At 70.1% G+C, this 19953-nt stretch carries 20 protein-coding genes; 15 read left to right on the forward strand and 5 right to left on the reverse strand.

Going from position 1 to position 19953, the window contains the following annotated elements; translation table 11 throughout:
• Nucleotides 1-71 precede the first annotated feature (71 nt).
• Nucleotides 72-1355 (reverse strand): MFS transporter, encoded by a 1284-nt coding sequence (locus KUM49_RS09525; protein WP_217236303.1) that lies wholly within the window; start codon nucleotides 1353-1355, stop codon nucleotides 72-74.
• A gap of 117 nt (nucleotides 1356-1472) precedes the next feature.
• Nucleotides 1473-2417, reverse strand: a complete 945-nt coding sequence (locus tag KUM49_RS09530) for a LysR family transcriptional regulator (RefSeq protein WP_217236304.1) — start codon at nucleotides 2415-2417, stop codon at nucleotides 1473-1475.
• 128 nt (nucleotides 2418-2545) lie between these two features.
• Between KUM49_RS09530 and KUM49_RS09535 the strand changes: the two genes are divergently transcribed.
• From KUM49_RS09535 to KUM49_RS50170, 10 genes are all read left to right on the forward strand, one after another.
• The gene (locus KUM49_RS09535; RefSeq protein ID WP_217236401.1) at nucleotides 2546-3550 is read left to right on the forward strand and encodes a fumarylacetoacetate hydrolase family protein; all 1005 of its coding nucleotides are present in this window, start codon (nucleotides 2546-2548) and stop codon (nucleotides 3548-3550) included.
• A complete protein-coding gene (locus KUM49_RS09540) occupies nucleotides 3547-4524 on the forward strand; it encodes a cyclase family protein (RefSeq protein WP_217236305.1) in 978 nt (325 codons plus the stop codon). Before KUM49_RS09535 ends, KUM49_RS09540 begins: the two co-directional genes overlap by 4 nt.
• 104 nt (nucleotides 4525-4628) lie before the next feature.
• A complete protein-coding gene (locus tag KUM49_RS09545; protein WP_217236306.1) occupies nucleotides 4629-5777 on the forward strand; it encodes an FAD-dependent oxidoreductase in 1149 nt (382 codons plus the stop codon).
• The gene (locus KUM49_RS09550; RefSeq protein ID WP_217236307.1) at nucleotides 5774-6790 is read left to right on the forward strand and encodes an amidohydrolase family protein; all 1017 of its coding nucleotides are present in this window, start codon (nucleotides 5774-5776) and stop codon (nucleotides 6788-6790) included. Before KUM49_RS09545 ends, KUM49_RS09550 begins: the two co-directional genes overlap by 4 nt.
• Nucleotides 6791-6801: 11 nt before the next feature.
• Nucleotides 6802-7752, forward strand: coding sequence for a VOC family protein (locus KUM49_RS09555; protein WP_217236308.1), 951 nt, complete (start codon nucleotides 6802-6804; stop codon nucleotides 7750-7752).
• Nucleotides 7753-7841: 89 nt separating this feature from the next.
• Entirely contained in the window at nucleotides 7842-8807 is a 966-nt protein-coding gene (locus KUM49_RS09560; protein ID WP_217236309.1) for a fumarylacetoacetate hydrolase family protein, read from the forward strand.
• Nucleotides 8804-9556, forward strand: a complete 753-nt coding sequence (locus tag KUM49_RS09565; RefSeq protein ID WP_217236310.1) for an SDR family NAD(P)-dependent oxidoreductase — start codon at nucleotides 8804-8806, stop codon at nucleotides 9554-9556. Before KUM49_RS09560 ends, KUM49_RS09565 begins: the two co-directional genes overlap by 4 nt.
• Nucleotides 9557-9580: 24 nt before the next feature.
• Nucleotides 9581-10054, forward strand: a complete 474-nt coding sequence (locus KUM49_RS49765; RefSeq protein WP_308406581.1) for a CoA-transferase — start codon at nucleotides 9581-9583, stop codon at nucleotides 10052-10054.
• A gap of 168 nt (nucleotides 10055-10222) precedes the next feature.
• On the forward strand, nucleotides 10223-10675 hold the full coding sequence (locus KUM49_RS09575; RefSeq protein ID WP_217236311.1) for a hypothetical protein: 453 nt from the start codon (nucleotides 10223-10225) through the stop codon (nucleotides 10673-10675).
• Complete coding sequence (locus KUM49_RS50170) at nucleotides 10672-13173, forward strand: tetratricopeptide repeat protein (RefSeq protein WP_308406582.1); 2502 nt, start codon at nucleotides 10672-10674, stop codon at nucleotides 13171-13173. The genes KUM49_RS09575 and KUM49_RS50170 overlap by 4 nt, the downstream gene beginning before the upstream one ends.
• A gap of 54 nt (nucleotides 13174-13227) precedes the next feature.
• Here KUM49_RS50170 and KUM49_RS09585 read toward each other — a convergent pair whose 3' ends face one another.
• Both KUM49_RS09585 and KUM49_RS09590 read right to left on the reverse strand, forming a co-directional pair.
• Complete coding sequence (locus KUM49_RS09585; protein WP_308406583.1) at nucleotides 13228-13644, reverse strand: helix-turn-helix transcriptional regulator; 417 nt, start codon at nucleotides 13642-13644, stop codon at nucleotides 13228-13230.
• A 193-nt stretch (nucleotides 13645-13837) separates the two neighbouring features.
• Nucleotides 13838-14428: a TetR family transcriptional regulator gene (locus KUM49_RS09590; protein WP_217236313.1), complete on the reverse strand. Its 591-nt coding sequence runs from the start codon at nucleotides 14426-14428 to the stop codon at nucleotides 13838-13840.
• A gap of 73 nt (nucleotides 14429-14501) precedes the next feature.
• Here KUM49_RS09590 and KUM49_RS09595 point away from each other — a divergent pair, with 73 nt between their 5' ends.
• From KUM49_RS09595 to KUM49_RS09615, 5 genes are all read left to right on the forward strand, one after another.
• Nucleotides 14502-15338 (forward strand): SDR family oxidoreductase, encoded by an 837-nt coding sequence (locus KUM49_RS09595; RefSeq protein ID WP_217236314.1) that lies wholly within the window; start codon nucleotides 14502-14504, stop codon nucleotides 15336-15338.
• 11 nt (nucleotides 15339-15349) lie between these two features.
• Entirely contained in the window at nucleotides 15350-15757 is a 408-nt protein-coding gene (locus KUM49_RS09600) for a hypothetical protein (RefSeq protein WP_217236315.1), read from the forward strand.
• Nucleotides 15709-16779: an aldehyde dehydrogenase family protein gene (locus KUM49_RS09605; protein WP_217236316.1), complete on the forward strand. Its 1071-nt coding sequence runs from the start codon at nucleotides 15709-15711 to the stop codon at nucleotides 16777-16779. Before KUM49_RS09600 ends, KUM49_RS09605 begins: the two co-directional genes overlap by 49 nt.
• 504 nt (nucleotides 16780-17283) lie before the next feature.
• The gene (locus tag KUM49_RS09610; protein ID WP_217236317.1) at nucleotides 17284-18096 is read left to right on the forward strand and encodes an SDR family oxidoreductase; all 813 of its coding nucleotides are present in this window, start codon (nucleotides 17284-17286) and stop codon (nucleotides 18094-18096) included.
• 371 nt (nucleotides 18097-18467) lie between these two features.
• A complete protein-coding gene (locus KUM49_RS09615; RefSeq protein ID WP_217236318.1) occupies nucleotides 18468-19373 on the forward strand; it encodes an NmrA family NAD(P)-binding protein in 906 nt (301 codons plus the stop codon).
• Nucleotides 19374-19527: 154 nt separating this feature from the next.
• Here KUM49_RS09615 and KUM49_RS09620 read toward each other — a convergent pair whose 3' ends face one another.
• Entirely contained in the window at nucleotides 19528-19749 is a 222-nt protein-coding gene (locus KUM49_RS09620) for a hypothetical protein (RefSeq protein ID WP_254400990.1), read from the reverse strand.
• Nucleotides 19750-19953: the final 204 nt, after the last annotated feature.

A 19953-nucleotide genomic window follows, 5' to 3' on the forward strand; every position in this document is an offset into this window, starting at 1 on the left:
GCCTCACTGCCTGGACCTGGTCCGTACCGGACAGCGCCGCCCTCGACTCGCCCGTCGCGGGCGGCTTCGTCCTAGTGGGGCAACGGTGCGACGGCCGCGACCCTGCGCCGGGTGGTCAGGAAGAGGCCTGCCGCAACGACGGCCGAGGCCAGGCCGAGCAGGCCGACGGCGGCGGCCAGGGTGCCGAGGGCGGACTCGGCCGCGATCAGCACCAGGGGGCAGATGAACTGGCCGATGAAGAAGGACGCGGTCCACAGGCCGGTGCCACGGCCGCGGTCGGCGAAGTCCAGCTTGGACATGGCGATGGTGAGCAGGGAGGGCAGCAGGAGACCGGTGCCGAGGCAGTTGAGTACGGCGCCGACGATCAGCAGCGGCGTGCTGTCCGCGAGCCACATCACCGCGAACCCTGCCGCGCACAGGGTGAAGACGAGTGGCAGCCGGGGCCCCGGGGCCCCGCGCAGCTTGGCGAAGGTGATCGCGCCGGCCATGGTGGCGGCGCTGGCGATGGCTGTGGCCAGCCCGATCACGCTGGTCGCCGTCACGCCGAGGTCGTCCAGCAGGTAGGACATCTCCACCGGGACGGTGTAGAAGACGAGGGCCCCGAACACGGTGAGTCCGCAGATCCCGGCCAGTTGCCGGAAGGGGAAGGAGCGCTTCGGGGCGACCGTGGTGTCCGTGCTCTCCCCGTTCTCGGCGGCGGCACCGGTGGCCGCGGTCGGCTTCGGCAGCCCGATGGCCATGAGCGGGGCGATGAGCAGGCTGACGGCGTAGATCCAGAACGGGGTTCGCCAGCCGGCCGAGCCCGCGGCACCGCCGATGACGAAGAAGGCGGTCGCGGAGGCGGAGGCGCACATGGTCTGGAGGGCGAGGTAGCGTTCCCGTACCCGACCGCTGTAGTAGTCGCCGATCAGCGTGGTGCAGCAGGTCATGATGGCGGCCTCGGCGATACCGACCAGGGCGCGGCTGGCCACGATGGCGCCCAGCGACTCCAGCCACACCGGGGCGGTGCCGAAGATCGCGTACAGCACGGTCGCGACGATCAGCAGCCGCTTGCGGCCGAGCCGGTCGACGATGACGCCCGCGAAGGGGGCCAGCAGGCCCAGCGCCAGGGCCGGGACGGTGAGGGCCATCGGGACCAGGGCGCCCGCTCCGGGCACGTCGGCGAAGTGGTCCTGCATCTTGGGCAGCACGGGGGCGATCAGGACGGCCCCGAGGATCGGCAGACAGCTGCCGGCCATGAGGAGAGCGACGCGCAGCCGGTGCGCGGTGCCGGACGTCGGAAGGATCGCACCGGGCGGCGGCACTGGTTCCGCGTAAGCGGGCGGAGACGATGGCGGTGGCACGGAAGCGGGCATGCGGGAACTCCACGTGGCGAGGGGGAAGGGAGGGCACGCCACCGGGGAACAGACACCCCGAGAAGAGCAACGTGCGGAGGAACTGGGGTCGACTATGAGTGAACGGCCCAGCCCTGCCTAGCCTCTGTCCGATCGATCTGCCGGATCGCGATCATCCTTGCCGTGGATGGTCTCCGCGACCCGTGCCGACGTCTCCCGCAGCCAGATGTGCGCCGCGTCGTGCGTGTGGACCGGGTGCCACCACAGGGCTTCCCGGAGCGGCACGGCGTCGTAGGGCGGTTCCACGACCCGTACGGGGACGAGTCCGTCGAGCCGGTCGGCGAGATGCCCCTGGATGAGGGCCACCCGGCGGGTGCCTGCGACCAGGAGGGGCATCAGCTGGAAGCTGTCGACGGAGACTTCGACGCGCGGCTCGATGCCGAGCATGCCGATCTGGCGGGCGGCGGGCGCGTCGTACGTGCGCTGGTACGTCACCCACGGCAGCCGGGCCAGGTCGTCGAGGGTGAGGTGCTCGCCCACCTCGGGATTGTCGTCGGCGACGAGGTAGACCCAGCGGTCCCGGTAGAGCTCCACGGTGGGAAAGTCGCTGATGATGCCGTGCGGCAGCAGCAGACCGTCGGCGGTGCTGAGCAGCGCGGCGGTGTTCTCGGTGATGTCCGGCGGGGCCTGCTTGAACCGGAGCCGGATGCCTGGCGCCTCGGCGTGCACCGTACGGGCGAGTTCGGCGCCGAAGACGGCTACCGCATAGTCGGAAGCGATCAGCGTGAACTCGTGCTCCTCGTGGGCGGGGTCGAACTCGGCCTGGCTGGTGAAGACGCGTTCGAGCAGGTCGCAGGCGGTGGCGGTGCGGTCGAGGAGGGCCAGGCCGAGGGCGGTCAGTTCGTAGCGTCCGCCCACCCGGGAGAGCAGGTCGTCGTCGAAGTGGCGGCGCAGCCGGGCCAGGGCGGCGCTCATCGCGGGCTGGCTGAGACCGATGCGCCGGCCGGCTCTGGTGACGTTGCGCTCCTCCAGGAGGGCGCGCAGGGCGACGACGAGGTTGAGGTCAAGGCTGGCCAGGTTCACGAGATGCCCCAGTGCGGAGTAGGAAACTAAGCCCCGGGTATTCGCCGCCTGGATTCGGATCATCCAAGGAATCGATTTCCCCGATCGCAATTTACGCGCCAGATTGGCGACATCGCAATCGGGAGGACATCTCCGTGAAATCCGCAGCCACGACGGCGCCCCTCTTCGCCGGCCCGTTCGCCATCAGCACTCTCTCCGCTCCGGGCGGCGCCGCGTTCCCGGGCCTCGTGGTGCCGGACGGCCGCGTGCTCGACCTGCGTACGGCACTGGACGAACCCGCGCTGACCGCCCTCGCTCTCCTGGAACGCTGGGACGAGGAACTGCCGCGCCTGCACGGCCTCGCGGGCGATCCGGCCGGTGACTGGCTGCCGCTGGACGACCTGTCCGTGCACGCGCCCGTCCAGCCCCGGCAGATCTTCCAGTCCGGCGCCAACTACCGGCAGCACGTGATCGACCTGGAGGTCGCGCACCGCGCCCCGGACGACCCGCGCACCGCCGAGGAGGCTCGCGCGGAGATCGCGGAGATCATGGACAAACGGGCCGCCGAGGACCTCCCGTACGTCTTCATCGGCCTGCCGACCACGATCACCGGCCCCTACGACGACGTCGTACTGCCCTCCTGGGCCAGGAAGCCCGACTGGGAGCTGGAGCTGGCCGCGGTGATCTCCCGCCCCGCCTACCGGGTCACGGTGGAAGACGCCCTTGAACACGTCGCGGGCTACACCATCGCCAACGACCTCACCGACCGGGCCACCGTCTTCCGCCGGGACATGCCCGCCATCGGCACCGACTGGCTGCGCTGCAAGAACGCGCCCGGCTTCACCCCGCTCGGCCCCTGGATCGTCCCGGCCGGGTCCATCGCCGACCCGTCCGACCTGCGGGTCACCCTGAAGCTCAACGGCGAGACCATGCAGGACGAGTCCACCAAGGACATGATCTTCGGCGTGGCGCGGATGGTCTCGTACATTTCCCAGACCGCCCAACTCCTGCCCGGCGACCTGGTGTTGACCGGCAGCCCGGCCGGGAACGGCATGCACTGGGGTCGGCTGCTGCGCGACGGCGACGTGATGGACGGCTCCGTCACGGGGCTCGGCGCCCAGCGCACCCACTGCGTCGCGGAGGAGGCTCCGTGATCGACCGCACCACTGTGCCTGACGCGAAAGACGCCGAGGGCGCGATCGCCGAGGCCGCCAAGGCGTACTCCAACTGGGGCCGTTGGGGCGAGGACGACGTCCTCGGCACGCTCAACTTCCTGGACGCCGAAAAGCGCCGCGAGGGCGCGGCCCTCGTCCGCGACGGCGTCAGCTTCTCGCTCTCCCAGCGCTTCGACATGAACGGCCCGCAGAAGGGCTGGCGGCGGCGTACGAATCCGGTGCACACCATGCTCGACACCGGCACCGACGCCGCCCTGGGCAACCAGGGCTTCCCGCACGGAATCGGCGGTGCCGACGACGTGATCGCGATGCCGCTGCAGTGCTCCACCCAGTGGGACGGCCTCGGCCACATCTTCGACCACGGCAAGGCATGGAACGGGCGGGCCGCCGAGAAGGTCGTCACCTCCGACGGCGACCTCGTCACCGGCATCGAGCACATGGCACCGTACGTGGCCGGGCGGGGCGTCCTCCTCGATGTGGGCCTGGTCGTCGGCCAGAACGGCGAACTGCCCGACGGCTTCGCCATCACCGAGGAGCACCTGACCGCCAGCGCCGAGGCGCACGGCGTCACCGTCGGCCGCGGCGACCTCGTCCTCGTCCGCACCGGACGGCTGGCCCGCGCCAGGCGCGAGGGCTGGGGCGAGTACGCGGGCGGTCCCTCACCCGGGCTGAGTTTCACCACCGCCGGCTGGCTGCACGGCAGCGAGATCGCCGGGATCGCCACCGACACCTGGGGTTTCGAGGTCCGGCCCAACGAGTTCGACCACGCCTTCCAGCCGCTGCACCAGGTCGCCATCCCCAACATGGGCCTGCTCATAGGCGAGATGTGGGACCTCGACGCCCTGGCCGAGCACTGCGCGGCCGACGGGCGGTACGAGTTCTGGCTCACCGCCGCTCCGCTGCCCATCACCGGAGCCGTCGGCTCCCCCGTGAACCCGATCGCCGTCAAGTAACGCTCCGTACCGGCGGGGTGGGCCGCGCCGGACAGCCCAGCCCATCCGGCCCGCACCACCACCCTGCCGCTCGAAGTCGCGCGGCCCCACCGCAGGGAGACCCCATGACCGACCCCCGCCCCCGCACCGTCCTCGTCATCGGCGGCGGCGCCTCCGGCAACGCCGTGACCGTGCTCCTGCGGCGAGCGGGCATCACCGTGGACCTGATCGAGGCCAATCCCGACTGGAACGTCCTCGGCTCCGGCATCACCCTCCAGGGCAACGCTCTGCGCGTGCTGCGCGAGCTGGGCGTGTGGGACAAGGTCCAGGAGAGCGGCTACGCCTTCGACTCCGTGGGCCTGGCCACGTCCGACGGCCACGTGTTCCACGTCCAGCAGGACATCCGTACCGGCGGGGAGGACCTGCCCGCGACCATCGGCATGCGGCGGCCCCGGCTCCAGGAGATCCTGTGCGAGGCGGTCCGGGCCAGTGGTGCGACGGTCAGCCTCGGCACCACAGCCGACGAGCTGGTCCAGGACGAGACGGGCGTCACCGCCCGCTTCAGCGACGGCACCGAGGGCCGCTACGACCTCGTCATCGCGGCCGACGGTCTCAACTCACTGACCCGCGCGATGATCGGCATCGGCGAGAAGCCCGAGCCGACCGGCATGGCCATCTGGCGCGTCGCGGCACCCCGCCCGGCGAGCGTGGGGCGCACGGACCTGGCCTACGGCGGGCCCTGCTACATCGCCGGCTACTGCCCCACCAGCGAGAACACCATCTACGCCTATCTCGTCGAGGCCAACCGCGACCGCGCCTCCATCGACCCGGCCTCGTACGCGGACGAGATGCGGCGCCTGGCAGCCCCGTACGGCGGCGCCTGGCCCGAGATCGCCGCGAGCATCACCGACCCGGCCAAGGTCAACTACACCTGGTTCGACCGGCTGCTCGTCGAGGGTTCCTGGCACCGCGGCCGGGTCGTGCTGGTCGGCGACGCCGCCCACGCCTGCCCGCCCACCCTCGCGCAGGGCGCGGCCATGTCGCTGGAGGACGCCTCCGTGCTGGCCGAGCTGCTGAGCGCGGAGGAGTCGTGGGATTCCCCCGGCTCCCTCGACGACCTGCTGACCCGCTACCACGGGCGCCGCATCGACCGTGTCCGCATGGTCGTCGAGGCCTCGGTGCAGCTCGGCCAGTGGCAGCTGGACGGTGTCCGTGACGCCGACGTGCCCGGCCTGATCGGCCGCACGATGTCCATCCTGAAGGAGACCCCGTGACGCCCCCGGACACCCCGGCGACCCCCACCATCGACGTCCACGCGCACGTCCTGCTCCCGCAGGTCGAGGAGGCCGTCGCCGGCCACCCCGGGCTGGCCGCCGCCCGCAGTCTCGACGCACGCCGCAACGGCCCCGAGGCGCTCGCCGTCAGCGGCCCGATGGTCCGCGACCGCATCCCTCGACTGACGGACGTCAAGGCCCGGCTCACCGCGATGGACGCCTCCGGCGTCGACATCCAACTGGTCTCCCCGTCCCCGTCGCACTACCACTACTGGGCCGACGAGGACCTTGCCCGCACGGTGTGGGAGCTGGCCAACGTCGGCACCGCCGCCCACGTCGCCCAGGCCCCCGACCGGCTTCACGGACTGGGCCTCGTCCCGCTCCAGCACCCGGACCTCGCCGTCGAGGCCCTCGACCACGCCCTCGGCCTGGGCCTGCGCGGAGTGGAGATCTCCAGCCACGCGCCCGGGCGCGAGCTTTCGGACCCGGCGTACGACACGTTCTGGGCGCTCGCCGAGTCGACCGGGGCGGTGCTCTTCCTCCACCCCTTCGGCTGCACGCTCGACGAGCGCCTGGACCGCTGGTACCTGTCCAACACGGTCGGCCAGCCCACCGAGAACGCCGTCGCGCTCTCCCACCTCATCTTCTCCGGGGTGCTGGACCGCCACCCCGGCCTGAAGGTGATCGCCGCGCACGGTGGCGGCTACCTGCCCACCCACATCGGCCGCTCCGACCACGCCTGGCGGGCCAGACCGGACACGCGGGGCTGCGCGTCCGAGCCGAGCAGTTACCTCAAGCGGCTGTACTTCGACTCGCTCGTCCACGACCCGCACGTCCTGCGCGAACTGATCCGGGTGGCCGGCCCCGACCGGGTCCTGCTCGGCTCGGACTTCCCCTTCGACATGGGCACCGATGACCCGGTCGGCGCGCTGCGCGCCGCCACGGACCTGCCCGACCCCCACTTCCACGCCGTACGCGGCGGCAACGCGGCAGCGCTGCTGCGCCTCTCCTGAGGAGCCCCGACATGACCAACGACCTGCCCAACCGCCTGCTCACCCACCTGCGGCACGTCGACCTCGCCGTGCCCGACTACGACAAGCAGCTCGACTTCTACGCCGGAGTCTGGGGCCTGACCAAGGTCACCGAGGACTCGGGCATCTCCTTCCTGGCCGCGGAGGGCAGCCCCGAGCAGTACGTCGTACGGCTGCGCAAGGCAGACGAGAAGCGGCTCGACCTCGTGTCCTACGGCGCCGCGTCGGCCGTCGACGTGGACACGCTTGCCGAGCAACTCCTCGCGGATGGCGTGCAGTTGATCTCACAGCCGGGCAAGGTCGACACCCCCGGCGGGGGCTACGGCTTCCGCTTCTTCGACGGCGACGGCCGCACCATCGAGGTCTCGGCGGAAGTCGAGGCCCGGCGACACCGGCGTATCGAGGAGAAGGAGGCCATCCCGGTCCGCCTCTCGCACGTCGTCCTCAACTCCCCCGACCTCAACGCCACCCGCGCCTGGTACGAGCGCCACCTCGGCTTCCGGCTGTCCGACACGCTCAGCTCCCCGCACATGGGCGACGTCATGCACTTCATGCGGATCAGCAACCAGCACCACTCGATGGCCCTCGCCAAGGGCCCGCACACCTCCCTGCACCACGTCTCGTTCGAGATGCGCGGCCTGGACGAGTACATGCGCGGCTCGGGGCGCGTGATGCGCTCCGGCGCCCGCAAGGTCTGGGGGCCGGGGCGGCACATGGCGGGCGACAACACCTTCACGTACTTCCTCGACCCGCACGGCAACACCGTCGAGTACACAACGGAGTTGGAGGAGCTCGACGAGGACACCTGGCATCCGCACGTCTACGACTTCTCCCGGCCCGAGGTCACCGACCAGTGGGGCACGGCGAACCCGATGAACGAGCTGGTCGCCAAGGAGTCCTTCAACGACGTCGACCCCGGCGTCTTCGTCGCCCCGCCGGTCTGATCCCCCTCGGCTCCGGGGGCGCGGAGCGGTCCATGCCCTGACTCCCCCCGCGTCCCTGGTCCACTCCTACGCCACACCCCAGGATTGCCATGCGCTTCGCCACGTACGAACACCACGGCCGCCGCAGCGTCGCCACCGTGGATGACGACGGCACCCTTCACCCCTTTCCCGGCCGCGCCTCGCTGCTCGACCTGCTCCGGGCGGGCCCCGCGGCCCTGCATGAGGCGAGCAACGCCACGCCGGACGTGCCGGGCGGCCCGCATGTCTCGCAGGTGCGGCTGCTGCCGCCTCTCCAGCCGCCGTCCGTGCGGGACTTCGTCACCTTCGAGGAGCACGTCGAGGGCGTACGGCGCAGCATCGACAACGCGGCCGGGGTCCCGGACGCCTGGTACGACGCGCCGACCTTCTACTTCACCAATCCGTACGCCGTCATCGGCGCCCACGACGACATTCCCGTGCCACCCGGCTCCTCGGTCCTGGACTTCGAACTCGAAGTCGCCGCCGTCATCGGCCGCGAGGGCCGCGACCTCACACCAGAGCAGGCCCGCGACCACATCATCGGCTACACGATCTTCAACGACTGGTCCGCCCGCGACCTCCAATCCGCCGAGATGAAGGTGGGGTTGGGCCCCTGCAAGGGCAAGGACACCGCCGCCACCCTCGGCCCGTACCTGGTCACCGCCGACGAGCTGGAGCCGTACCGGGACACTGACGGTTTCCTGCGGCTGGCGCTGACCGCCTCGGTGAACGGCGAGGTGGTCGGCAGGGACCTGCTGTCCAACATGAGCTGGACCTTCGAGGAGATGGTCGCCTACGCCTCCCGCGGCACATACGTCCGTCCCGGCGATGTGCTCGGCTCCGGCACCTGTGGCAACGGCGGCTGCCTGGCCGAGCTGTGGGGCATACGCGGCCGCCAGGACCCGCCACCGCTGAAGCACGGCGACACCGTCACCCTCACCGTCGAGGGCATCGGCACCGTCTCCAACACCGTCGTGCCCGGCGCCGGACCGCTACCGATCCCCCAGGCCCGCAAGCGCCCGCGGCTGCGCCCGTGAACCGCGGGGCCGCGAACAGGCTGGACGGCAAGGTCGTCGTCGTCACCGGAGCCGCGCGCGGGCAGGGCGCGGCCGAGGCCGAGGCTCTGACCCGGGCGGGGGCGGTGGTCGTCGCCACCGATGTGACTCAGGCTCCGGGTTGTCTGCGCCTGGACGTCACCGAGCCGAAGGAATGGGCGGCGCTCGCCGAAGGGCTGCGTCGCCAGTACGGAGAGGTCCACGGCCTGGTCAACAACGCCGGCATCACCTGGCGCGCGCGGTTGCACGAGGTCACGCCCGAGGACTTCGCCCGCGTCCACGCGGTCAACGTCACCGGCCCGCTCCTTGCCATCCAGCACCTGGCGCCGTTGATGCCGCCGGGCTCTTCGATCGTCAACGTCGGCTCCTCCGCCGGGCTCACCGGGCACTACCCGGTCGCGTACACGACCAGCAAGTGGGCGCTGCGCGGCTTGTCGAAGGCGGCCTGTGTCGAGCTGGGCCCGCGCGGCATCCGCGTGAACATCGTCCATCCCGGTTTCATCGAGACCGAGATGACCGCCTCCGCAGCGCCCGCCTTCCGCGAGGCGAACATCCGCGAGACGCCGCTGGCCCGCACCGGCACCGTCGACGAGATCACCCCGCTGGTGGTCTTCCTCCTCTCCGACGACGCCTCCTTCATCACCGGCGCCGAGATCCCCGTCGACGGCGGCTTCACCGCGCACGGCGGCGCCAAGTCCATCTCCGATGCCCTGCGGTCGGCCTCCGACTGAACCCTCCGACTGAAAGACCCATACGTGAACAAGGTCAGCGCGAGCGTCGCCGCGGCGGTCGCCGACATCCCCGACGGAGCCTCGCTGGCAGTCGGCGGCTTCGGCCTGTTTGGCATACCGGCCACTCTCATCGACGCCCTGCACGCCCAGGGCGCCACCGGCCTGAAGGTCGTCTCCAACAACTGCGGCATCGACGGCCAGGGGCTGGGCGTTCTCCTCGCCGAGGGCCGCATCAGCCGCGTGACGGGCAGCTACGTCGGGGGGAACAAGGAGTTCGCCCGCCAGTACCTCAGCGGTGAACCGTCATCCACCCCATGGCCCTGGGTGTTCGCCGGGTCCTTCGTGCCCTTGCCTGTCCGACTTGTTGGCGGCCGCCGCCCGGTGGCTCGCTTGAGCCACATATCCCCGGTCATCCCGAAGTCCCCCTGTTACGCAGCCCACGACCGCCGGCAACGGGCCCGCGCTGTGTCAGCTGCTGGGCGGTGCAACAGACCGTAGCGCTCTACGCCCGGTCACCACATCCGATTGGAGTACTCCAGCGAGCCGCCCCCCGATCTGAAGGATCAAACACGAATTTCTGCTCTTTCGGATGGCTGAGCTGGGGCTGGGCCGCTACGGTCTGACCAGAACTGACGGTGTGTCGTTCTTTGATCTCATATGCCCTGGGTGGGCAGTTGCGCGAAGGCCGGTGAGCTGGTGGCGGTGACGGGGGCGGCACGGGTGTGGGTATGGGTGACGGCCGTGGTGACCGGGCTGGCGGCAGTGGCGCTGACACTGGTGGCGGTCCTGGCGGATCTGGACACGGCCGGGCAGGCCGCGAGTGTGGCAGGCGCGGTGGCCGGGATGATCGCACTGCTGGTCTCGGTGATCACTCTCTTCCGCGGCGGCGGGGGCCCCGGGAACGGCCGGACGGTGCGGGCCGGGCGCGGTGCGATCGTTTCCGGCGGCAACATCACTGGCTCTGCACTCGGGAAGAACTCGAAGGTGACCGGTCCCCCGAGCATGCCCGGTACGCCGCCGGCGCAGCGCGACGGTGATGACGTGCGCGCGCGGCGGGACGGGATCGCGGCCAGCGGTGACATCACCGACAGCGCTCTCGGTGAGGGAAGCGAACGGTGAGTTTCCTCCCCCGGCCCCGGCGTAAGCGCAATGCCACCAGTCTTGCCGACAGTACGGTGCCCGAGAAGGCGCCGTACGCGCCGTCTCCGGTCTCCGCCGGGGCGGGCGGTATCGCGGCCGGCGGGGAGATCAAGGCCTCTGCGCTGGGGGACAACAGCCAGGTCATGTATGTCGAGCACCAGTACATGGCCCAGCCGGCTACGCCGGTGCAGTGGCCCATGGTCGTAGGAACCGTTCCCGGGCTGGCGTCAGCCTTCCAGCCACGTGACGGGCTGCGCCGGGTCGTCAATGAAGCCCGCGGCCACAGCCACAGCGTCATCCTGGCCAGCGACAATCCGGCGGCTGTCCTGTCGGCCCCCGGCCCGCCTGCAACAGCGCAGGTGATGTCCGGCGGCGGCGGAGTGGGCAAGTCCCAGCTAGCCGCCGCGTACGCCCGTGAAGCGATCAGCGGCAGTGCCGATCTGGTGCTGTGGACACCGGCCCACGACGTCCAGCAGGTCCTCACCCTCTACGCCCAAGCCGCCCTACTCGTCCAGGCACCGGGACGCACCGGCCAGGACCTGGAAACGGACGCGCGGGCCTTCATGACCTGGCTGGCGGCAACGGATCGCCGGTGGCTGGTCGTCCTGGACGACCTCACCGACCCGGACGCGATCGAGCCGTGGTGGCCGGACAGCCACCGCGGCAGCGGCTGGACCCTGGCCACCACCCGCATGAAGGACCCGCGCCTGACCGGCGGTGGCCGAACCCGCATCGACGTCGACGTTTACACCCCGGCCGAAGCCACCACCTACCTCACCGCTCGCCTCACCCACGACCGCAAAGGCCACCTCCTCGACGACCAAGCACCCGCCCTCGCTGAAGCCCTCGGCTACCTGCCCCTGGCCCTGGGACACGCTGCCGCCTACATGCTCCGCGAGAACGCCACCTGCAGCGCCTACCTGCACCAGTTCACCGACCGCGCCGCCCGCCTCGACGAACTCCTGCCGCGCTGGGCGGACACCGAAGGCTACGGCCGGCACATCACCACCACCCTGCTCCTCGCCCTAGACGCCACCGACCGCGACCCGCACGGCCCTCTCGCCCGCGCCACCCTCCACATCACCGCCCTCCTTGATCCAGCCGGACACCCAACCTCCCTTTGGCACACCCCCGCCCTCACTACCTACCTCGCCCAGCACCAGCCCACCGCACCACCCCGCCGAAAGCGCTGGCTGCGCCGCCACACAACCCAGCCAACGCCCGTCACCAGCGGCGATGCTGAAGCAGCCCTGCGGCTCCTGGACCGCTACGGGCTGATCACCTACGACACCTCCGCGGGCAACTACCGTGCCGTGCGCATCCACGCCCTCACCGCCCGCGCCGTACGCGAAACCACATTCCAAGACCAGCAATCGGCAGTCGCAGCCGCAGCCGCAGCCGCCAACGCCCTCTACTACATATGGCCCGACCTGGACCAAACCCAGCGCGAACTCGCTGGCGTTCTTCGAGCCAACACCGACTCACTCACGGCCCATGCCCAGGACCACCTGTGGACACCCGACAGCCATCCCGTGCTCCGCCTCGCCGGAATGAGCCTCCTCAACGCCAACCTTCACAGCGCTGCTACGGCCTACTGGGGCGACATGGTCGCCGAGTGCGAGCGGCTGCTCGGCGAGGATCACCCCGACACCCTGATCGCCCGTGGCAACCTCGCCTCCTCCTATTGGCAAGCAGGGCGCATCAGTGAGGCCATCGACCTGCTGGAACGGGTGGTCGCCGACAACGAGCGGCTGCTCGGCGAGGATCACCCCGACACCCTGATCGACCGCAGCAACCTCGCCGTCTTCTACGGGCAGACGGGGCGCACTGGTGAGGCCATCGCGATCAAGGAACGGGTGGTCGCCGAGCGCGAGCGGCTGCTCGGCGAGGATCACCCCGACACCCTGATCGCCCGTGGCAACCTCGCCGCCTCTTACCGGCAGGCAGGGCGCATCGGTGAGGCCATCGACCTTCTGGAACGGGTGGTCGCCGAGCGCGAGCGGCTGCTCGGCGAGGATCACCCCGACACTCTGGTCGACCGCAGCAACCTCGCCGCCTCCTTCCGGCAGGCGGGGCGCACTGGTGAGGCCATCGTGATCGAGGAGCGGGTGGTCGCTGACCACGAGCGGCTGCTCGGCAAGGACCACCCCAACACCCTGATCGCCCGTGCCCTCCTCGCCGCCTCCTACGGGCAGGCGGGGCGCACTGGTGAGGCCATCGTGATCGAGGAGCGGGTGGTCGCCGACCGTGCGCGGCTGCTTGGCGAGGATCACCCCGACACCCTGATGGCCCGTGGCAATCTCGCCGCCTCTTACCGGCAGGCGGGGCGCATCGGTGAGGCCATCGACCTTCTGGAACGGGTGGTCGCCGAGCGCGAGCGGCTGCTCGGCGAGGATCACCCCGACACTCTGGCAGCGCGTCGCGCTCAAGCTTCAGCTCTCGTCAAGCTGGCGGTCGACAACCCAAAACTGTTTTAGCCAGTCGAAGGCAGTTGACGCCCGTTGAGGGTGGCTTTCGCGCTCCGCTGATCGTTAGAGCTGGATGTCGATGTCCTCCACGTCGGTGGTGGCGAGCGGCGGTGTCGTACCGGGAAGCACGCCCGAGTAGGGGTGGCTGCGTGCGGCCCGCAGAGCGGCGTGCGAGTATCCGTCGAGACGCCGTTCACGCGGATCGGCGCCAACTCGGAGCCGGTGCAGCTCCCTCAAGTCCTTTCCGGTGACCTGGAGGGCTTCAGCAAGCGAGTTGAGCGTGTCGGCATTCGGCACGGCCTTCCCGCTCAGAACCTGGCTGACGGTCGCCTTGGATACCTCTGCCGCGTTGGCGAGCTCGGCTTGATTCATCCGTTGGTCATGCTTCGCGGTGTGCAGTCGGGCGATCAGCTCCTGCTTCGCGCCCTCCGGCCGGCACGAGCCGGCCCCCGGAGGCCCAGCTCGTTTTACGGCACCCACGCAGTGGACATTGACGGCGAGCCGGCCACGCTCGATGCCGACGGCTACCGGCCGCTGCGGCTACCCGCCCAGGGCTGACCTCTGGCAGCGCCGCTTGCGGTGGCCGGATCGTTCGGTCCTGCTGGCGCGGGTTAGACGGTTCGGGCCCTGGTTCCCACGCCGACGAGCGTGGTGGAGCTGGATGCGGCCGGTTTCAGGTCGGGCGGCGGATGGCGCGTACGGCGGTGTCGTAGAGGTCGAACATGTCGGCCTGTCCGCCCAGGCGTACCCATTCCTCGTTGGCTGCCTGCATGCAGATGATCGCTGCGGCTGCGATCGCGCGGGCTTGCAGGGTGCGGCGGTCGGAGTCGGGCAGTCGCGGCTCGATCAGCGGAGCGAACAGGTCTTGCCAGCGGCCTTGCTTCTCGGCGTGTCCGGCACGGAGGGAATCGTTGCCGAACAGCAGCGTGATGAACTCCAGGCGCCCTTCGGCTGTCATGTCGATCTCCTCGAGCACCTGGAACGCCGCGCGCAGCGCCGTCCAGGCATCCTCGTCGGCCGGGCGCTCGGCCAGCCGCGCGGCGATCAGTTCGCCCTGTTCGTCCAGGCCGCTGAGCGCGAGGTCTTCCTTGTTGCGGAAGTAGTTGAACAGGGTCCGCCGGGAGACGCCCGCGGCCGCGGCGACCTCATCGAGAGTCGTGTTGTCGAAGCCCTTGGCGGCGAACAGCTCGATGGCGGTACGGGCCAGCAGTGATCGGACCACGGAGCGGGTCTGTTCCCGGATAGGGGCTGGTTTCTGAGTCATGCACCGATGGTACTTCGTCTCACGCCATGCATTTACTTGCACTCAGTGCAAAGATGTGCGTAGAGTGAATGTCATGAGCGACATCGACTACCACCGCCAGACCGTCATCGTCACCGGCGCCAGCTCCGGCCTCGGCGCCGAATTCGCCCGCCAGCTGGCCCGCCGCGGCGCCAACCTCGTGCTGGTGGCCCGCCGGGCGGACCGGCTCGAGAGCCTGGCCGCCGAACTCACCCGCGCCCACGGCGTCACGGTGACCACCGTCGCCCGCGACCTCGGCCTGCCCGACGCCGGCCGCACGCTGCGCGCCGAACTCGAATCCCGCGGCATCCACGCCACCGGACTGGTCAACAACGCCGGCTTCGGCACCCACGACGCGTTCACCGACGAGGATCCCGACCGCCTGCAGAGCATGATCGCGCTGAACGTCAGCGCGCTGGTCGACCTCAGCCGCGCCTACATCGGCCCGCTGTCCGCCGCCGACACCGGCGTCCTGATCAACGTCGCGAGCCTGCTGGGCTTCCAGCCGACCCCGTACATGGGTGTCTACGGCGCCACCAAGGCCTTCGTCCTCAACTTCACCGAATCGCTGTGGGAGGAGACCCGCGGTACCGGTCTGCGCGTCCTGGCCGTGTGCCCCGGCGCCACCCGGACCGAGTTCTACGACGTCGCCGGCAGCTCCGCCGACTACGGCACGAAGCGGGCCACCCCCGAGCAGGTCGTGAAGATCGCCCTCGACACGCTCGACCGCCGGTCCGCGCCCCCGTCGGTGGTCACCAACGGCCGGCCGGTCGCTCTCCTCGGGAGGCTCCTGCCGCGCCGCTCGATGGTCCGGCTCATGGGCTGGATGGACCGCCGCCAGCGCCCCCAGCACCCCGTCGCCCTCACCAACAGCTCCCTCACCATCAGCTAAGGAACACGATCATGACCATCACCGACGTCACCACACAGCCCACCGACGCGGAGCGCTTCAACCACATACTCCAAACCCAGCGCGCCGCCTACCTCCGCGACGGAGCGCCCTCCCTGGAGGCGCGGCGCCGCGATCTGACCAGGTTCAGGGCGGCGCTGATCGCCCGGCGCGGCGACATCGAGGAGGCGATCGACGCCGATTTCGGACATCGCTCGCGGCACGAGAGCGCGCTGATGGAAGTCGTGGGCATCGTGCAGGGCATCGACTACCTGCGGCGCAACCTTCGCCGGTTCATGCGCCCGACCCGCCGCCACATCGAGCTGCTGCTGCGTTTCGGCAGCAATCGCATCGAGTACCAGCGCCGCTGGGCGTGGTCGGCGTCATCTCGCCGTGGAACTATCCGGTCAACCTGTCGCTGATGCCCGTGGTCACCGCGATCGCGGCCGGCAACCGCGTGATGCTCAAGCCGTCGAAGCTGACTCCGGCGACGAACGCGGTGCTCGCGTCGATGCTCAGCGAGCTCTTCCCGCCGGAGCAGGTCACGATGGTCAGCGGCGACGGTTCCGCGTTCTCCTCCCTGCCGTTCGACCATCTCGTCTTCACCGGCAGCACCGAGGTCGGGCGAGCGGTGATGAAGGCGGCCAGCGACCACCTCGTCCCCGTCACGCTGGAACTCGGCGGCAAGTCTCCGACCATCGTGGCCAAGGGACACGTCCGGGAGCAGGCCGTGTCCTACATCGTCTTCGGCAAGCTTCTCAGCGGCGGGCAGACCTGCATCGCCCCCGACTACGCCCTGGTGCACGAATCCGAGATCGACGCCTTCATCGCCGCCTACGACAGACTGGTGAAGTCCGCCTACCCCGACGGCCCGACCAGCGACGACTACACCTCGATCATCGACGACAAGCAGTACAGGATCCTGACCGGCCTGATAGAGGACGCCCGCGCTCACGGGGCGCGGATCATCGAGGTCGGACACCGGCCGGGCGACGCGGACGGCCGTCCGCACACTCTCGCACCGACCGTCGTGCTCGGCGTCACCGACGACATGCGCATCGCCCACGAGGAGATTTTCGGGCCCATCCTGCCGATCTTCGGCTACCGCGACATCGACGACGCCATCGACTACGTCAACGCACGGCCGCGGCCGCTGGCGCTCTACTACTTCGGCGACAGCGGCCCCGACCGGCGCAAGGTCCTTAACCGCACGACCTCCGGCAACGTCACCGTCACCGGCACCATCATGCACGTCGCGCAGGACGACCTCCCCTTCGGCGGCGTCGGCGCCAGCGGCATGGGCAAATACCACGGCATCGAAGGCTTCCGCACCCTCAGCCACCCCAAGGGCATCTACGTACAAGGCCGCTGGAACGCCACCCGCATGCTGCGCGCCCCCTTCAACAAGCGCACCGAAACCCTCCTCAACTTCCTGCTCCGGTGAAGGAGGCAGCACCGGCGCCCGCCGCCCCTCAGCACCCCCCCACACACAAGTGCGGCCGCCCGTTCGGCGAGACCGATCAGAGGATCGGCGCAAAGGGTGTTCACCCCGAGCGGCGACGTCGAACACCAGGACGCACAACCGCCCGTGCAGCGGCCAGGACCTGGCCAAGGCGCACACCTCCGCAAGGAGGCCCCCGATGACTGATCACGACCTCGTTCTCGTCACCGGCGCCGGCGGCATAGGCCGCCTCGTCACCGAGCGGCTGTGCGCCCAGAACGTGCCGGTCCGCGTGGATCCACCGCGAGGACGACCGCGCGGCCGAGGTACGGGCATGGGGCGCCGAGGTCGTCACCGCGGACACCTCAAACGTCACGACCATCGCCCAGGCGGGCTCCGAGCCAGCCTCGGCAACAGATGAGCACCCGATGACGGTCACAGACCGTCGCAAGGATTGAAAGGAGAAGGGGAAGAGGTACCCGCGAGGGCACCGCGCCCCCGACTGCCATGAACAAGATCGACTACCGCACCCAGACCACATTGATCACCGGGGCGAGCGCCGGCCTCGGCGCGGAGTTCGCCCGCCAGTTCGCCGAGCGCGGCTCGGACCTCGTGCTGGTCGCCCGACGCGCGGACCGGCTTGAGGCCCTGGCCGACGAGCTGTCCGCGAAGCACCAGGTCACCGTCACGACGGTGCCGTTCGACCTCACCGTGCCGGCCGCGGGCGAAGCGCTGGCCAAGGAGGTGGCCCGGCGCGGGATCACCGTCACCAGCCTCGTCAACAACGCCGGCTTCGGCACCCACAGCCCCTTCCGCCAGGAGGATGCGGAGCGCGTCCAGCAGGAGATAGGCCTGAACGTGGCCAGCCTGGTCGACGTCACCAGGGCGTTCATCGGCCAGCTGACCGGTGTCCTGGTCAACGTCGCCAGCTCCCTCGGGTACCAGCCGTGGCCGAACGCCGCCGTCTACGGGGCGACCAAGGCCTTCGTGCTGAGCTTCACCGAGGCGCTGTGGCAGGAATCGCGAGGGACCGGCCTGCGCGTGCTCGCCCTCTCCCCGGGTCCCACCCGCACCGAGTTCTTCGACGCGGCCGGCTCCGACGACATGGCCCGCGGTGTCCGGCTGCAGACGCCGAGTCAGGTGGTCACCACCGCGCTGCGCACGCTGGACCGGCGCAACCCGCCGCCCAGCGTCGTCTCCGGCACCTTCAACTGGGTGATGACCCTGACCTCCCGCTTCACCACCCGCCGAGCCAACGTTCTGGCCTTCGGCGCGATGACCCAGTGGCAGATACGCTCGAGCCGACCCGGCCACCACTGACCCCCTCCGGGCCACCGCCACACCACATCGACAAGCGCCCCCTCGACGGCCTCCGGATGGCGCCGAACATCGTCCATCGCCCTTCCCGGCCGTGCTGGTGACCGTGGAGGGCCCCGGCTTCTGCTTCGGCGGCGCGACCTCGATCTGACCGCAGGCGACGCCGACCGATCTTCATACGAGCACCAGCCCGCGCGAGCACGGTGCCCATCCCCTTACCCATGGCTCGCCGTGCCCGTCGCCGAGCCGATCCCGCATGGGAATCATGGCCGGCCGTTTGGCGAGGACCGATCGGCGACGTCGAGCACCAACACTGCCGCCCGTGCAACGGCCAGGACCTGGCCGAGGCGAACACCTCCGGAAGGAAGCCACCGATGGCTGATCACGACCTTGTTCTCGTCACCGGCGCCGGCGGCGTGGGCCGTCTCGTCACCGAGCGGCTGCGCGCGCAGAACGTGCCGGTCCGCGTCCTGATCCGCCGCGAGGACGAGCGCGCGGCCGAAGTGCGGGCATGGGGCGCCGAGGTCGTCACCGGGGACCTGACCCGGCCCGAGACAGTGGCGGCCGCGCTCGACGGCGTCCGCCGGACGTACTTCGGGCTCAGTGTGTCCCCGGACCACCTGTTGGCGGCGACCGTCATGGCCACGGTCGCGAAGGCCCACGGCGAACTCGAACTGCTGGTGGACATGTCGCAAATGACGGTGTCGCAAATGACCGCCACCAGCACCGCGGAATCCCACCAGCAGCGGCTGCACTGGCTGGCGGAGCAGGTGCTGGACTGGTCGGGCCTGCCCGTGGTGCACGTGCGCCCGACAACGTTCCTCGACAATCCGCTGTTCACCGCCCTCGCGGCGCGCTCGATCCGCGAGAACGGCACGCTGGCGCTGCCGTTCGGGACCGGACGCACCTCGCCAATCGCTGCCGACGACGTCGCCCAGGTGGTCGCGACCATCCTGCGCGATCCCAGGGAGCACGCCGGGAAGGTGTACGAGCTGACCGGACCGCGGGCGCTCGACATGACCGAAGTAGCCCAGGAGTTCTCCAAGGCGCTCGGCCGCACGGTGACCTATCTGGACGTCCCCCTGCAATGGTGGCGCACAGAGGTACTGGCGAACGCGGGCCTGCCACAGCACACCGAGCAGCACATCGCGACCATGGCGCAGCTGCACCGCGCGAACCGTTACGACAGGGCGACCATCGACGTCGAGCGCATCACCGGGAAGCGGCCCCTGACGGTCGAGGAATTCGTCGCCGTCCGCAAGGACTTCTACCTCGGCTGACTGCCGCAGGAATCCCAGGTGAAGGGGGCATCACCGAAATTGCGGTCGGGCACGTCGACGGTGGGCCTGAAAGGTAAACGGCATACCGATATCCAGCAGCGCCCTCCTGGGCGACGGCCAGCACCAGATTGCTGGACAGTGACGCCCCACTAACTCAACACGCTGGACTTGACAGGGAACAGACCCGGTCGGTGTACAGCTTGGTGGTCAGCTGCAGGCCGCAGCCTCCCAGCAGCAGCCCGCACCAGAACGTGTCGTGCGCGTGCCGGCGGCGGAAGGCGTCCAGCTCGATCGCCTCCAGCGGCAGCATCAGCGGATCCTCCGAGTCTGCACCGCCCAGGACCGCCGTCTGAATCTGCCGCCTGTCATTCTGCACGAACACCCACCTTTCGTCCCAACTCACCGTGCCACCTACGGCGTTGGCCTCACAGACGATCGACGACGGCGGGCCGCGGGATCCCGGCGTGTCAGGCGGCGTGTGTGGATGGTGAGGTGCGACTCCACGGGCGGGTGTAGGGGGCGCCGCATCCGGCGCAGCAGGCGAGGTGGAGCGCTGAAGCAAGGGTGTGGGCGGGGCCAG

The organism is Streptomyces sp. AC555_RSS877, from assembly GCF_019049245.1.
Taxonomy (GTDB): Bacteria; Actinomycetota; Actinomycetes; order Streptomycetales; family Streptomycetaceae; genus Streptomyces.